Source organism: Priestia sp. FSL W8-0001 (assembly GCF_038050335.1).
Classification (GTDB): domain Bacteria; phylum Bacillota; class Bacilli; order Bacillales; family Bacillaceae_H; genus Priestia; species Priestia flexa.
In genome coordinates, this window is the sequence record NZ_JBBPAL010000001.1 from 3,673,509 (window position 1) to 3,688,156 (window position 14,648).

Annotated in this window: 14 protein-coding genes and 1 riboswitch; of the genes, 2 read left to right on the forward strand and 12 right to left on the reverse strand. The window is 38.4% G+C overall.

Going from position 1 to position 14,648, the window contains the following annotated elements:
- Positions 1-62: 62 nt before the first annotated feature.
- On the forward strand, positions 63-701 hold the full coding sequence (locus MKZ18_RS19380) for a YhcN/YlaJ family sporulation lipoprotein (RefSeq protein ID WP_373688692.1): 639 nt from the start codon (positions 63-65) through the stop codon (positions 699-701).
- A 29-nt stretch (positions 702-730) separates the two neighbouring features.
- On the opposite strand, the gene lipA is transcribed toward MKZ18_RS19380, so the two are convergent.
- Entirely contained in the window at positions 731-1,627 is an 897-nt protein-coding gene (gene lipA / locus MKZ18_RS19385) for a lipoyl synthase (protein WP_025909423.1), read from the reverse strand.
- A 342-nt stretch (positions 1,628-1,969) separates the two neighbouring features.
- Between lipA and MKZ18_RS19390 the strand changes: the two genes are divergently transcribed.
- The gene (locus tag MKZ18_RS19390; protein ID WP_239429298.1) at positions 1,970-2,914 is read left to right on the forward strand and encodes a M23 family metallopeptidase; all 945 of its coding nucleotides are present in this window, start codon (positions 1,970-1,972) and stop codon (positions 2,912-2,914) included.
- 69 nt (positions 2,915-2,983) lie between these two features.
- Here MKZ18_RS19390 and MKZ18_RS19395 read toward each other — a convergent pair whose 3' ends face one another.
- The 11 genes from MKZ18_RS19395 to sufD form a co-directional block, all read right to left on the reverse strand.
- Positions 2,984-3,094, reverse strand: coding sequence for a methionine/alanine import family NSS transporter small subunit (locus tag MKZ18_RS19395; protein ID WP_076512338.1), 111 nt, complete (start codon positions 3,092-3,094; stop codon positions 2,984-2,986).
- Positions 3,084-4,598 (reverse strand): sodium-dependent transporter, encoded by a 1,515-nt coding sequence (locus tag MKZ18_RS19400; RefSeq protein ID WP_061785055.1) that lies wholly within the window; start codon positions 4,596-4,598, stop codon positions 3,084-3,086. The genes MKZ18_RS19395 and MKZ18_RS19400 overlap by 11 nt, the downstream gene beginning before the upstream one ends.
- Before the next feature lie 227 nt (positions 4,599-4,825).
- Positions 4,826-6,406 carry a Na+/H+ antiporter NhaC family protein gene (locus tag MKZ18_RS19405; RefSeq protein ID WP_061785056.1) on the reverse strand — a complete coding sequence of 527 codons (1,581 nt, stop codon included), beginning with the start codon at positions 6,404-6,406 and terminating at the stop codon, positions 4,826-4,828.
- A 124-nt stretch (positions 6,407-6,530) separates the two neighbouring features.
- Positions 6,531-6,719: riboswitch (Lysine riboswitch) on the reverse strand.
- Positions 6,720-6,789: 70 nt separating this feature from the next.
- Positions 6,790-7,545: a sporulation protein YunB gene (gene yunB / locus MKZ18_RS19410; RefSeq protein WP_025909427.1), complete on the reverse strand. Its 756-nt coding sequence runs from the start codon at positions 7,543-7,545 to the stop codon at positions 6,790-6,792.
- Between the two features lie 69 nt (positions 7,546-7,614).
- Positions 7,615-8,712 (reverse strand): HD-GYP domain-containing protein, encoded by a 1,098-nt coding sequence (locus tag MKZ18_RS19415; protein WP_025909428.1) that lies wholly within the window; start codon positions 8,710-8,712, stop codon positions 7,615-7,617.
- A 115-nt stretch (positions 8,713-8,827) separates the two neighbouring features.
- The gene (locus MKZ18_RS19420) at positions 8,828-9,130 is read right to left on the reverse strand and encodes a YunC family protein (RefSeq protein WP_025909429.1); all 303 of its coding nucleotides are present in this window, start codon (positions 9,128-9,130) and stop codon (positions 8,828-8,830) included.
- A gap of 148 nt (positions 9,131-9,278) precedes the next feature.
- On the reverse strand, positions 9,279-10,127 hold the full coding sequence (locus tag MKZ18_RS19425) for a DUF72 domain-containing protein (RefSeq protein WP_025909430.1): 849 nt from the start codon (positions 10,125-10,127) through the stop codon (positions 9,279-9,281).
- Positions 10,128-10,229: 102 nt separating this feature from the next.
- Entirely contained in the window at positions 10,230-11,627 is a 1,398-nt protein-coding gene (sufB, locus tag MKZ18_RS19430) for a Fe-S cluster assembly protein SufB (RefSeq protein WP_025909431.1), read from the reverse strand.
- 54 nt (positions 11,628-11,681) lie between these two features.
- On the reverse strand, positions 11,682-12,116 hold the full coding sequence (gene sufU / locus MKZ18_RS19435; RefSeq protein ID WP_061785058.1) for a Fe-S cluster assembly sulfur transfer protein SufU: 435 nt from the start codon (positions 12,114-12,116) through the stop codon (positions 11,682-11,684).
- Positions 12,106-13,326 (reverse strand): cysteine desulfurase, encoded by a 1,221-nt coding sequence (locus MKZ18_RS19440; RefSeq protein ID WP_076512336.1) that lies wholly within the window; start codon positions 13,324-13,326, stop codon positions 12,106-12,108. Before MKZ18_RS19440 ends, sufU begins: the two co-directional genes overlap by 11 nt.
- On the reverse strand, positions 13,326-14,633 hold the full coding sequence (sufD, locus tag MKZ18_RS19445; RefSeq protein ID WP_025909434.1) for a Fe-S cluster assembly protein SufD: 1,308 nt from the start codon (positions 14,631-14,633) through the stop codon (positions 13,326-13,328). Before sufD ends, MKZ18_RS19440 begins: the two co-directional genes overlap by 1 nt.
- Positions 14,634-14,648 lie beyond the last annotated feature (15 nt).

A 14,648-nucleotide genomic window follows, 5' to 3' on the forward strand; every position in this document is an offset into this window, starting at 1 on the left:
AGCAATTTACAGGCAATTTTTTAACCAATCGCCGCAACCTATAGATAGGGAGGTCGTTTACAGTGAAAAAATATTTAATTTATTGCGGCATGTTAACAATGGTTGCATTATCAGGTTGTCAGGCAGGGGGCGAAACAGATAATGAAGCACTATCACCTAATAATCCAAATGCTATTAATGTAGCTGATCATAACGATTTATATAACAAAGAAAAGGATAACGATACCGATTATGGGTACGTACGTTATCAAAAATCACCTGTTGCTAACGATACTGAAAAGGCACAAAACATTGCTACACTTGACCGTGAGGAAGCAGCTGATTCAATTAGTAAACTTAGTTCAGCCATTCCAAATGTGAATGACGTAGCTACGCTTGTGACAGATGAAGACGTGCTAATCGCGTATAAAACAGACACAAAAGATCGAAATGCTACCGCTGATCAAGTAAAACGGACAGCAATGTCTATTATGCCCCGTTATTATCACGTATACGTATCAGATAACCCACAGCACATTCAAGATATCGAACGCTTCAGTGAAGCAAATACGAAAGCCGAGTCTGTGGAAGAGTCCATTCATTTAACCATTAAAGAAATGCTTAAATCTCCTCAAGGTCGTAAGATGAACGATGGTGAGAATGCAAACGGCGAGGGAAAAAACGAATTGAATGAACATGTAACAGATGAAAAGATGAAATAAAAAAGGCGATGGAAACATCGCCTTTTTCATTACCCGTTATTTTGCTTTTGCTTTGAAGCAGCATTTACTTGTTCATCCGCATGATAAGAAGAACGCACAAGTGGACCAGCTTCAACGTGGCTAAATCCTTTAGTTAAAGCAATTTCTCTAAGCTCTTCGAATTCACTTGGGTGATAGTACTTCTGAACTTTAATATGTTTCTTTGTAGGCTGTAAATATTGACCGATTGTCATGATATCTACATTATTTGCTCGCAGGTCATCCATCGTTTCAATGATTTGCTCTTTTGTTTCTCCAAGCCCAATCATAATGCTCGATTTTGTAGGAATATCTGGCTGCATTTCTTTTGCACGACGTAAAAATTCTAATGAACGCTCGTATGTAGCTCTTGCACGCACACGAGGCGTTAATTCGCGTACTGTTTCAATGTTATGGTTTAAAATATCAGGGCGAGCATCCATTACCATGCGGAGGTTCTCTTCTACTCCACCCATATCTGAAGGTAATACTTCGATTGTCGTAAATGGATTTTTACGGCGAATAGCGCGAATTGTCTCTGCTAGTACACCTGCTCCACCGTCTTTTAGATCGTCACGCGCAACTACCGTAATAACAGCGTGCTTTAAGTTCATTAGCTGAACTGAATCTGCTACGCGTTCTGGCTCTTCCAAATCTAACTCTGTTGGTAAGCCTGTTTTCACAGCACAGAAGCGACACGCACGTGTACAAACTTGACCTAAAATCATAAAGGTAGCCGTACGACGAACTGCCCAACACTCATGAATATTAGGGCATTTTGCTTCTTCACATACCGTATTCAGATTTTTTTCACGCATCATTTTCTTTAAGTCCGTGTAGTTCTCGTTTGTGTTTAGCTTAATTTTTAGCCACTCGGGTTTGCGGACATACTCTTCCTTTGTTGCCATTAGTATCAACTCCATCAATCTAGAAAATGTCTGTAACCTATATGCTGATTGTTAAATTGTCAAATAAAAAATACACTACATGTCACTTTATCATACAAAAGAGCGATTCGACAAGCGCTCTGCACTTATTTATCTCTACTCTTTATCCTTTAATAACCGCAAATGATAGCGCTTTATTTATTGTTCATATAACCTTAACATCATTTTATTTCCATTAATTATTATTTATTAAATTTTTCATCGTTTCACAAACTAATACTATAACTTAATTAGGAAGGAGGAAGCCCATTGAAAAAATATGTGCTTTTTCTGTTATTTTTTTCACTATGCTTTTCATGTACGATTTCATCTCAGGCTGCGCCACTTTCTACCGAAGATGAAGCAGCTTTAAATACGAAGCGCATGGAATTATATCAGCAGATGGAGGCTGTGTCATCAATACCTTGGTATTACTTTGCTGGAATTGATCAATATGAACGAAACGTCCGTCGCTCTCATAAGGATATTCCAAGAGAAAAAGGTGCAATTGCTATTTATTACTCTCCAGAAAAATGGGCGGGTTCTTTAAATCCAAAGCTTAATGACCAAAACCCCTCAACCATTTCGTTATTAGGTGGTTTAGGAAAAGACGGAAACGGCGATGGGAAAGCTGATCAGTTAAATGATGAAGACATGCTTTTTACAATGGCTAATTATATTCAAACTTTTGGAACAAGCGAGGATTATATTAAAATTGCGCTATGGAGTTATTATCATCGAGCTAAAGCGGTTGATATTATCCTTGGAAACGCCAAGCTCTTTAAGACCTATGGTCGTATTGACTTAAAAGGAACCTCGTTTCCAGTGCCGATTCAATCAAACTATAGCTATCGCAGCACTTGGGGTGACGCTCGTGGATGGGGCGGAAGAAGAATTCATGAAGGAACTGATATTTTCGCTGACTATGGCGTTCCAGTCAAGTCTCCTTGCTATGGTATAATCGAACTAAAAGGTTGGAATAAATATGGTGGCTGGCGTATTGGAATTCGAGACCTGAATAATAATTATCACTACCTAGCACATTTAAGTGGATTTGCTAAAGATTTAAAAACGGGACAGATTGTAGAACCAGGTATGGTCATCGGTGGTGTTGGTAGTTCAGGATACGGGCCTCCAGGTACATCTGGGAAATTTCCACCTCATTTACATTACGGTATGTACAAAGATAACGGTCGAAACGAATGGTCTTTTGACCCTTATCCGCAGCTTAGGTCATGGGAAAGAATTGATCGTCAAAAGAAAAAGTAATGTACGATTTAAACAAACGTTTATTTAATATAAAAAGAGTGCTTAGAACAATGTTCTAAGCACTCTTTTTTACGCTTTACTTTCCTTTGATTTCTTCACTGCATGAATAATACTTGCTGCTAAACCGCCCCAGATGATAATCATTCCTGCAATCATCATAATTACTGAATTACTTTCCATACGTTGTATCCTCCTTCACAGAAGATAATGATTCTTTCTTCCAACTTTTAAATGATAATAGAATCCCAACAACAATCACCAAACCTGCAACTCCCCAACCAAATGGAACAATGAAACTCGTCGCATAACCTTCGTAATTTTCTGAAATATTAGTTCTCACATTATCAAACATCATGTATCCAAGAACAGCTGGTGTGATTACGCTTAAGCAAATTTTCCACCAAGCACCAAGCATAATGTCAGATACGCTGTTTGCATGTTTTTGTAGATTGTTTAGTTCACGGAATACCCAAGCCACTAAGATAATTTCAACTAAACCGGCTAAAGCAACACCAAAGTTATTGATAAAATAATCCATTACATCTAGGAAGTATAACCCTCCTTGAGTAGCAAATAATAATGAAATGATAGAAGCTAAGCCCCCACCCATTAAGACAGATTTCGTACGAGATACGTTAAATTTATCTTGTACCCCCGCTACAAATGTTTCAATAATGGAAATAAGTGATGTTAAACCAGCCAATGTTAACGATCCAAAGAAAAGTAATCCGAACAGCTGATTAAACGCCGGAAACTCGTTAATAATTTGAGGGAATACAACAAATGCTAATCCTACTCCACCTGCTACTACTTCATCAATGCTCACACCTTGCTGCATTGCCATAAACCCTAAAGCACTAAATACACCAATACCGGCTAGTAATTCAAATGCTGAGTTACCAAAGCCAGTGATAAAAGCATTATTTGTTAAATCTGATTTCTTTGGTAAATAGCTAGAATAAGTAATCATAATGGCAAAACCAACAGATAAACTGAAGAAGATTTGACCATAAGCTGCCACCCAAACTTTTCCATCTGCAATAGCGCTCCAGTCTGGCTTAAAGAATGCATTCAACCCTTCCATTGCACCATCTAATGTAATAGCGCGAAGCACAATGATAAAGAATAAAACAATTAATGTTGGTAAGAAAATTTTGTTTGCTGCTTCAATTCCTTTTTTAATACCTTTTAGTAAGACACCTAAAGCTATTACCCAAACTAAAATAAGCGGTATTAGGACACCTGGTACAATGCTTCCCGTTTGACCAGGAACCTCAGCTAATTTCAAATAGTCACCGAATAAAAACCCTTCAGTATCTTGACCCCAGCTTAGCTTTAGCGAAAAGATAAAGTAAGACATGGCCCATGCAATAATCGCTGCATAGTAAACTGCAATAATAAATGAAATACCAACTTGCCACCAGCCTAGCCATTCTGCTTTTTTATTTAGTCTCGCTAGCGATAATGGCGATGATCCTCTATACTTATGTCCAATTGCAAACTCCATGATTAAGATTGGAATACCTGCTGTTAATAACGCAAATAAGTATGGTAAGAAAAATGCACCTCCACCGTTTTCATAGGCAGTCGCCGGAAATCTCCAAATATTTCCTAATCCAATTGCAGAACCTGCTGCTGCCATGATAAAACCTGCTCTCGTACCCCATTGAGGACGATTTTCCATCATAGTTTCCCCCTTACACTCTCTCTTTTCTTTTATCTCTGTCATAACCCAAAAAGTTATTTAAACTTTCTGACAATTTAGCATAGTCTGTCTTTAGAACTATCTTACGAAGAATTATAGCTATTATGCTATAGTATGTCAAAATATTTTTTATAGAAAATTTCGATAATTAAACAATTAAAAATAGAGCAGACGTTGTGAAGCGCATCTGCTCTATCTTTATTCTTCTATTTTTCTAATGATGTCTCTGTTATGTTCCCCTTTTTACGAGTTACTAAGACAAATACCACTAATAAAACCATTATTGTTCCAAATCCTGCAGCTGTACTTTCTGTTAAACCAAGTACAATATAACCAATGATGCTAATTACAGCTGAAATAATTGCATAAGGAAGCTGTGTCATTACGTGATCAATATGATGACTTCCTGCTCCAGTTGATGACAAGATTGTTGTATCAGAAATTGGTGAACAGTGATCTCCGCAAACTGAACCAGCTAATACAGCCGCAAGAGCTGGTAATAATAATTCTGGTTCAATGTTTCCTACAATGTCACCTGCAATTGGAAGCATAATACCAAACGTTCCCCACGATGTCCCTGTTGAAAACGCCATGATGCCAGCAATAATAAATAGTACCACTGGTAAGAAGGCAATATTTAAATTAGAACTCTCCACAATTCCTGCTAAGAATTCTCCTGATTTCAACTGACCAATCAAATCTCCAATCATCCAAGCAAGCAGCAAAATATAAATAGCGGGTAGCATCGATTTGATTCCTGCTACTATGCCCTTACCAAGCACCGAATTAGACAGTTCATTCGATTGTCTCGTACGTGCGATAAATAATACTAGCGTTACAACAAGGCCTGATAAACCACCAATCATTAATGAATTAGGTACATTCGTATTCTCAAACATTGTAAAGATTGTAGCTTGACCTTCAGTTGCTTGATAGCCTGTCCATAACATCGCACCAATTGTCCCAATCATCAATACAATAATTGGTAAGATCAAATCGAATACACGACCATTTTCACTAACTGGTAAATCTTCTTTTAACTCTCCTGGTACTGCACCTTTTTCTGGGTCCGTTACTTCTCCAGTACGAATCGCACGCTCTTCGTGTTTTTTCATTGGTCCAATGTTAATATCAAAAACACTCACCACGAATACCATAATTAATGCGGTAAATACATAAAAATTCATCGGTATCATCTGTACAAATGCTGAAAATGCTGATACATTACTCATCCCGTGCGCAGCTAGAATTGAACCTACAACCGTAATAATATAGGCACCCCAACTTGAGAACGGTGCAATCACACATACCGGAGCTGAAGTTGAATCAATTAAATAAGCAAGCTTCGCTCTTGATACCCGCTGTCGATCTGTTACCGGGCGACTTACTTGTCCAACAGCTAGTGCATTAAAATAATCATCAATAAAGATAATAATTCCTAACACAGCTGTTAATAGATGAGCTCCACGACGCGTTTTAATACGTTGTAAAGCCCATTCTCCAAAAGCACGGCTTCCTCCAATGATTGAGATAAAAGCCGTAATAACACCTAAAATTAAAAGGAAAAGCAAAATGAATAGATTTGAAGTATTAAGTGCGCCGTCCGCGTAGAAAATTGTAGCAAAGCTTCCCCAAATCTTTTGAATCGTTTCTCCAACTGAAAACTCCGTTAACACTAATCCACCTGCTAAAATCCCTACTCCTAGGGAAAGCAGTACTTTACGTGTTAAAACAACCATTAATATGGCAATCAATGGTGGTAATAACGAAAAAATAGTTCCTTCCATGATATCCTCCTAATATAAGCCTGTTTAAATCTAGGAGGACTACTTATAAAGAAAAAAACGCAAAAAAGAGCAATGATAGAAAATAACTATCATTACTCTTTGTAATGTTATGTTATCCTCCATCACGATCAGTAGCCCTCCATCATGAAAACAAGCGTATTTTCATAATGACAGTGTTACCCTTTTTCAAGGTAACCCCAGAAAAGAAAAGCTGACTCTTTTTCTTTCCTTCGGCAAAAAATCCTTTTTACTATGATCACAGTTGTCATCCTCACATAGTATACTCATACTTTTTGCATCCTCTACCTCATCGATCTGATAAGGTGATGGTATATAATTATATCTAGTACATTATATCGGTAAAGTATAAAGTTATCAACCGGCTATTTCTTCTTTAGTTCAATAGATGGAGAGGCTGAGTTAGTGCCACCGTTAAAATAATCCGGTACGTTCCCTGGAATCATCGCCATCCCTACAGGCACTGTCGCTTGAACGGTTGTCTGTTTTGTAGCAAAGGGAATAATCACCTGAACGTTAACCTGAACTTCAATTGAAATTTCTAAAAAAGCACCGTTAATTCCGTATTCCTCTATTTTCCGTACAACGTCTGATTGCACATCACCAATTGCATGAAATTTAACCGGGATTAAAGGTCCTAGATTTCCTAGTAAGGCATTGTTTGTAGCTTGCCCTAATGGAACTTGATAGACAATTCCTCGCTGCCTGAGCTTTTCATCTGGTTCAATATTAATATCCGTTGGAATCTCTAATTCTTCTAAATTTCCTTTTTCAGCTTCTCGTAAATTAGCCTGGACTAAAGATGTCGTTTGAGCTCTAATACGATTTACGACTGCCGTATCAATCTTGGCTACCTGCCCATCCGGCGTACTTTCTGTCTTAATAATATCGTTCACATCAAGTTGGTCTACCACTTGTTTATTAACGGCCTTATTAATAACAAGCGTTGCAATCTCTTTAGTCTGGGCTTCTGCATATTTCATTAAGGTTGGTTCAATTCCTCTATTAATTAACCATATTCCTGCTCCAGTAGAAAGCAGAAAAAAAACAATTGTTAGTAGTACAACATAGCGAAATGGTATAGGTCCCTTTTTCAATACTCTTCGGCGAACCCTAATCAAAAAAATCCCTCCTTACAAGCTATATGTATGCATAAACAAGGAGGGCTAACGCTATTTTCTAAAAGTTTTCTATGTTTGTTTTAAATCGTTGCTGATAATTATTAATGTAGGACTTTCTTTTAAATCAATTTCATAAGGTTTATCTAAAACCCTGCCTCCTTCTTCTTGAATAAGAATGTAAGGTCGATCACTTAGGCCTTTATTTTGCTTACTTACTATGCCTTTTCTTTGGTCATTCAGCGTTACAAAAAGACCAATAGGATAAACAGCAATTGCCCTTCTGAAAGCGCTAATCATATCTTTATCAAACTGACTTCCTGCACCCGCATACAAAATCTCTAGCCCCTCGTGAGGGAGAAGAGCGCTTCTATACACGCGATTTGACGTCACGGCATCGTACACATCCGCAATTGCGATAATTTTACTAAATAAATGAATTCGCTCTTCTTTAATTCCTAATGGATACCCTGATCCATCCAATCTTTCATGATGCTGATATGCGCAAGAGGCGGAGAGCGCAGAGACATTAGGAGTACTTCGCAATAATTCGTACCCGTATGTAGTATGCTTTTTCATTAACTTAAATTCTTCATCCGTTAATCTTCCGGGCTTGTTTAGAATATCTTGGGGAATTAACATTTTCCCTACATCATGTAGCATAGCTCCTGCACCTAGCTTCTCTAGAACAGGCTGAGTTAATCCTATTTCTTTTCCGAGTGAAAGGGCATAAAGCGTCACGTTCACAGAATGAGAAAATACATAGTTATCGTATATATATACATCCGTTAACAATGACAATACATCATTATTATTCATAATCTCATCTACTAATTGATTGCCAACCTTATGTACTTCACGAACCGATTGTTCTAAAAGTGCAACACGCGTTTTTTCATGCTTTTTTTGAAGAGAGTGAAAGACATCTTCCACTGATTCCATTGCCTTTTTCCGAAGTGAAAATGGGATGGTAGAAGTAGAATTTACAACAATATCATTTGTTCGTTTATCACCTATGTATACAAACGTAACACCTCGCTGCTGTAAACGATTAATAATAGTCTCTGTCAAAGGTATGCCTGTATTAATTAGCGTTTTTCCTGCTTCATCTAATATTGGTTTTGCTAAACATGCACCTGGGCTCAATGATTGAATTGCAACTAATTTCATAGTAACTCCCTAACTATCTATTATTTTATAATCGCTATAAAAGAGGTAGAGCATTTACTACCTCTCCATTGAATCCTTTTAGACAAAATTTGAATATAAAGGACTTTATTCCTAACTATACCATTTTTAATAAAGCTTCGCGCCCTATCATACCTGGATGAATGCCTAAACTTTCTGCTTCCACAGTAACAGACTCTAAAGGTGCATTTAAAAGATCTTCAATTGTTCGAACGCCAACTGCTCTTCCGGCAATGATTTGTCTACTGACCAGCTTTTCATTTAAAAGGCCAACGTCTAATGCTCCACACATAATATATCCTTTATCGGAAGAGACTGTTAAAAGCGTTGTTTTTGGAAGCAGTACGGTAACCGCATTGAACGTATGACCATTAATAACAACAGGTTCTAATGTAATCAAATTCCCCACTCCTTTCTTAATCAAGGTATGATGATTTTCAAAAAGAGTGAGCTTTAGGGCGTTTTTTTATAATTATACAAGAAAGCACATACTTTATTTCTAACTTAATTGTTTAAGACGGTATGCGCTCATCAATCTGTTTTAGCAGTCAATCAAATAAATTTAACTGTTTAGGTGCCAAATCGGTATACCGAATGTCCAGCAAATGAATTAATTCCTTAGCATTATCAACCGCGTCTCCGCCCGAATTGTTGTTAAAAACGATGTAAATATCTTTCGTCTGCTGCTTTAATTCTTCAATACGATGCTTCCATTCAAGTAATTCTTGGTGATTATAACGATACAAAAAGCGAATTTTACGCCAGTTAGGGTCTCCACTTTTATTCCAACCGTGAACGTTTCGACCATGAAATCGAATCAGCGTTTTCTCAGCACTCGTAGGATGTAAAACGGTCGGCACAGACCCTTCACCTGCTTGTGGCTCATCACAAATGCCGTGAATCCATTTCTCTTTTTCCATAAACATAAGTGTCTTATCATGCCACTGTGGCGTAAACCAAGACTGGTTACGAAACTCTAACGTAACGGGTAAATCACCGAATTTTTCACGGCTGTATCGCAAATAATTAACATTTTCTTTCGTACAATTAAACCAGGGCGGCATTTGGAACAAAATCATTGCAAGTTTATTCGCTTTTACGTAAGGAGTCACAGAATCCATAAATGCATCAAACATCTCGTCTTTGCTATCAAACGGTATTTCATTCCGCATATGCCCTGTCATACCCTGATAAGCTTTGACAACGAATTGAAACGAATCGGGGGTATCTGCTACCCACTTTTCGACCGTTGTTTTAGGCTGAATAGCATAAAAAGATGCATCTACTTCAACTGTTGGAAAGTGACCTGCGTATACAGCGAGCTTATCTCGCGCAGGCACGCCCGTTTCATATAAAGATGAATGATCTCCCCACCCTGTTACGCCTACGTATATCACAAAATCCCTCCAATATGTATCAAACTGTGCATCTATTATTTTAATACAAACTCATCAAAAAAACTCGCTTGTATATACAAGCGAGTTTAAAAAAATCATTTATTACCCGATAGATCCTTCCATTTCAAACTTGATTAGACGGTTCATTTCTACCGCATACTCCATTGGAAGTTCTTTTGTAAATGGTTCGATGAAGCCCATTACGATCATTTCTGTTGCTTCTTCTTCAGAAATGCCGCGGCTCATTAGATAGAATAACTGCTCTTCAGATACTTTTGAAACTTTCGCTTCGTGCTCTAAAGAGATGTTATCGTTGTAAATTTCGTTGTATGGAATTGTATCAGATGTTGATTGATTATCCATAATTAACGTATCACACTCGATGTTTGAACGAGCACCTTCAGCTTTGCGGCCAAAGTGAACGATACCACGGTACGTTACTTTACCGCCTTGCTTCGAAATAGATTTCGAAACAATTGTAGAAGACGTATTTGGTGCTAAGTGAATCATTTTCGCACCCGCATCTTGGTGTTGGCCTTTACCAGCTAATGCAATGGATAATGTCATACCACGTGCGCCTTCACCTTTTAGGATAACAGCTGGGTATTTCATTGTTAATTTAGAACCGATGTTTCCATCAACCCATTCCATTGTTGCATTCGCTTCACATACAGCTCGCTTCGTTACTAGGTTGTATACGTTATTCGCCCAGTTTTGAATCGTTGTATAACGGCAGTATGCGTCTTTTTTAATGATGATTTCTACAACAGCACTGTGCAGAGAGTTTGTAGTATAAACCGGCGCTGTACAGCCTTCTACGTAGTGTACGTGTGCACCTTCATCTACGATGATTAGCGTACGTTCGAATTGACCCATGTTCTCAGAGTTAATACGGAAGTATGCTTGAAGTGGCGTATCTACTTTGATACCTTTTGGGACGTAGATAAATGAACCACCAGACCAAACAGCTGAGTTTAACGCAGCAAATTTGTTGTCAGTTGGCGGAATTACTTTCGCCCAGTGCTCACGGAAAATCTCTTCGTTTTCTTTTAATGCAGTATCTGTGTCTTTAAATACGATTCCTTGTGCTTCAAGGTCTTCTTTCATGTTGTGATATACAACTTCAGATTCGTACTGAGCAGATACACCAGCTAGGTATTTTTGCTCCGCTTCTGGAATACCAAGCTTATCAAACGTTTGTTTAATCTCTTCAGGAACCTCATCCCAAGAGCGCTCTGACTTCTCTGAAGGCTTTACATAGTACGTAATTTCATCAAAGTTCAGGCTAGACATATCGCCGCCCCACTGTGGCATTGGCATGCTGTAAAAATGCTCAAGTGATTTTAAGCGGAAGTCAAGCATCCACTGTGGCTCATCTTTCATGCGAGAAATTTCTTCTACAATTTCTTTTGTTAATCCTCTTTCAGAACGGAAAATAGAAACGTCCTTATCCGAGAACCCGTATTTATAATCGCCGATTTCCGGCATCTTTTTTGCCATTTGTTATTACCCCCTACTTGATAGGATTGGGAATGAACAAAGGCCTAACAGGACTTAATTCTGTTCTTTTAGGCCTTTTTCCATCGCTTTCCACGCTAATGTTGCACATTTAATACGTGCTGGAAACTTTGAAACACCTTGAAGTGCTTCAATGTCTCCTAAGTCTATACTATCATCATACTCTTTTCCTTGCATCATATCTGAGAAGATGTTCGCAAGTTCAAGAGCTGTTTCAATCTCTTGCCCTTTAATTGCCTGTGTCATCATTGAAGCAGATGACATAGAGATTGAACAGCCTTCTCCTTCAAACTTTGCATCCGTTACTTTGCCATCTTCTACTTTAAGTGATAGTTCAATACGGTCACCACACGTTGGATTATTCATTTGAATTTGAACCGTATCTTCTTCTAAAGACCCACGATTTCGAGGGTTTTTATAATGATCCATAATCACTTGACGATAAAGAGTATCTAAATTGTTAAAAGACATTTGTGAAATACTCCTTCGTTTTAATTAGTGATGACACTAATTGATCGATTTCTTCTTCTGTATTATACAAGTAGAAACTTGCACGTGCAGTTGAAGATACATTTAAATATTTCATTAACGGCTGTGCACAATGATGCCCTGCGCGTACAGCAACTCCCTCAGCATCAAGAACAGTCGCTACGTCATGCGGATGAACATCATCAAGATTAAACGTCACGACGCCAGCACGCTCTTTTGGTCCGTAGATGGTAATGCCTTCTACTTCTGAAAGACGGTCTAGTGCGTAATTTGCTAATTTATGCTCATGAGCAAGAATATTATCCAAGCCCACTTCCTCTAGAAAATCAATAGCGGCACCTAATCCAATTGCACCTGCAATAATAGGCGTTCCACCTTCGAATTTCCAAGGAAGCTCTTTCCACGTTGAATCGTATAGGTTAACGAAATCAATCATTTCGCCTCCAAATTCAACCGGCTCCATCTTTTCTAATAATTCTTTTTTTCCATACAGTACGCCAATACCTGTTGGGCCGCACATTTTATGACCAGAAAACGCAAAGAAGTCGCAGTCTAAGTCTTGTACGTCAACTTTCATATGAGGCGTACTTTGTGCACCATCTACAACCATGATTGCTCCGTGTTGGTGAGCAATTTTCGCAATTTCTTTTACCGGATTGATTGCGCCCAATACGTTAGAAACGTGCATAACCGAAACAATTTTTGTATTTGACGTAATCGTTTCTTTAACCGTTTCTAATGAAAGAGCATGATCTTCTGTAAGATCAATATATTTTAATGTTGCTCCTGTTGCTTTTGCAACTTGCTGCCATGGAATGATGTTACTGTGATGCTCCATATACGTAATCACAATTTCATCACCAGGCTGCAAATTGGCACGTCCGTAGCTAGCAGCAACAATATTTAACGCTGTAGTTGTTCCACGCGTAAAGATAATTTCTTCTGTTGATTTCGCATTAATGAACTTTCTTACTTTTTCACGAGCACCTTCATAGCCATCCGTAGCCATTGTACCTAGTGTATGAACACCTCTGTGTACGTTTGAGTTGTATTCTCTGTAGTACTTATTCAGTGCTTCAATCACTTGGATTGGCTTTTGAGAAGTAGCAGCGCTATCTAAGTAAACAAGCGGGTGTCCATTTACTTCTTGGTCTAAAATCGGAAACTGTTTGCGAATATCAGAAACGTTCATTATCGAACTTTCCTTTCAATTAACTCCGTTAACTGTTTTTTCACCGTTTCAACCGGAAGCTCATTTACAACTGGAGCTAAGAACCCATGAATAACTAAGCGCTCAGCTTCAACTTGTGGAATACCACGGCTCATTAAATAATAAAGCTGTAATGGATCTACGCGACCTACAGAAGCTGCATGTCCTGCCGTTACATCATCTTCATCAATTAATAAGATTGGGTTAGCATCTCCACGAGCTTTTTCGCTTAGCATTAATACGCGAGACTCTTGCTCTGCATTTGATTTAGATGCACCGTGTTCAATTTTACCAATTCCGTTAAAGATTGAAGACGCGCTATCTTTCATTACACCATGTTTTAAGATGTAACCTTCAGAATGCTTACCGAAGTGAATAATACTCGTCGTTAAGTTTTGCTTTTGCTCACCGCGACCTACTGTAACTGTTTTCGTATCACCGTATGAACCATCGCCCATTAGGTATGTGATGTTTTCAGAAACTGTGTTTCCTTCACTCATTAAGCCTAATGCCCACTCGATGCGACCGTCTTTACCAGCAACACCACGGCGATTTACGTAGCTAGTTGTTCCTTTGGCAAGGTAGTCTACCGCACCGAACGTTACTTTTGCATTGTTATTTGCAAATACTTCTGTCACAACGTTTACTACACCGTTTGACTCTTCAGAAGTAGCAATGTAGTTTTCTACATACGTAACAGAGCTATTATCTTCTGCAACCACAATAACATGGTTGAAAAGTGCTGCTTCTTCATCTTCACGTACGAAAACAGCTTGAAGTGGTTCTTTTACTTCAACGTTTTTTGGAACGTAAACAAATACGCCACCGTTAAGCAGTGCAGCGTGAAGAGCCGTTAAGCGATGCTCATCCACTTTTACACCGTCTTTCATGAAGTACTTTTGTACAAGCTCTTCGTGGTCTTTTGCAGCTGTTTGGATATCAGTAAAGATAACTCCTTGCTCTTTTAACTCATCTGTTAACGTTGCATATGCAGCTGTTTGGTCACGCTGAACGTATAAGTTTTTAACCGCTTCTGTATCAATAAGTGCTCTTACAGACTCAGGAAGCTCGTCAATTGAAGAAATTGCTTTTGCTTCAGCATCATGCTTTGAGAAATCTGTAAAGTTCCACTTTGTAATATTTGTTTTATCTGGTTTTGGTAGTGGAAGATCTTCTGCTTTCGCAAGAGCTTGTAAACGAAGATCTAACAACCATTTCGGCTCAGCAGCTTTTTCAGAAAAACTGCGAACGTACGCTTGATCAAATGGTAATTTTGTATCAATAGTCATAGAAATCCTCCTAAT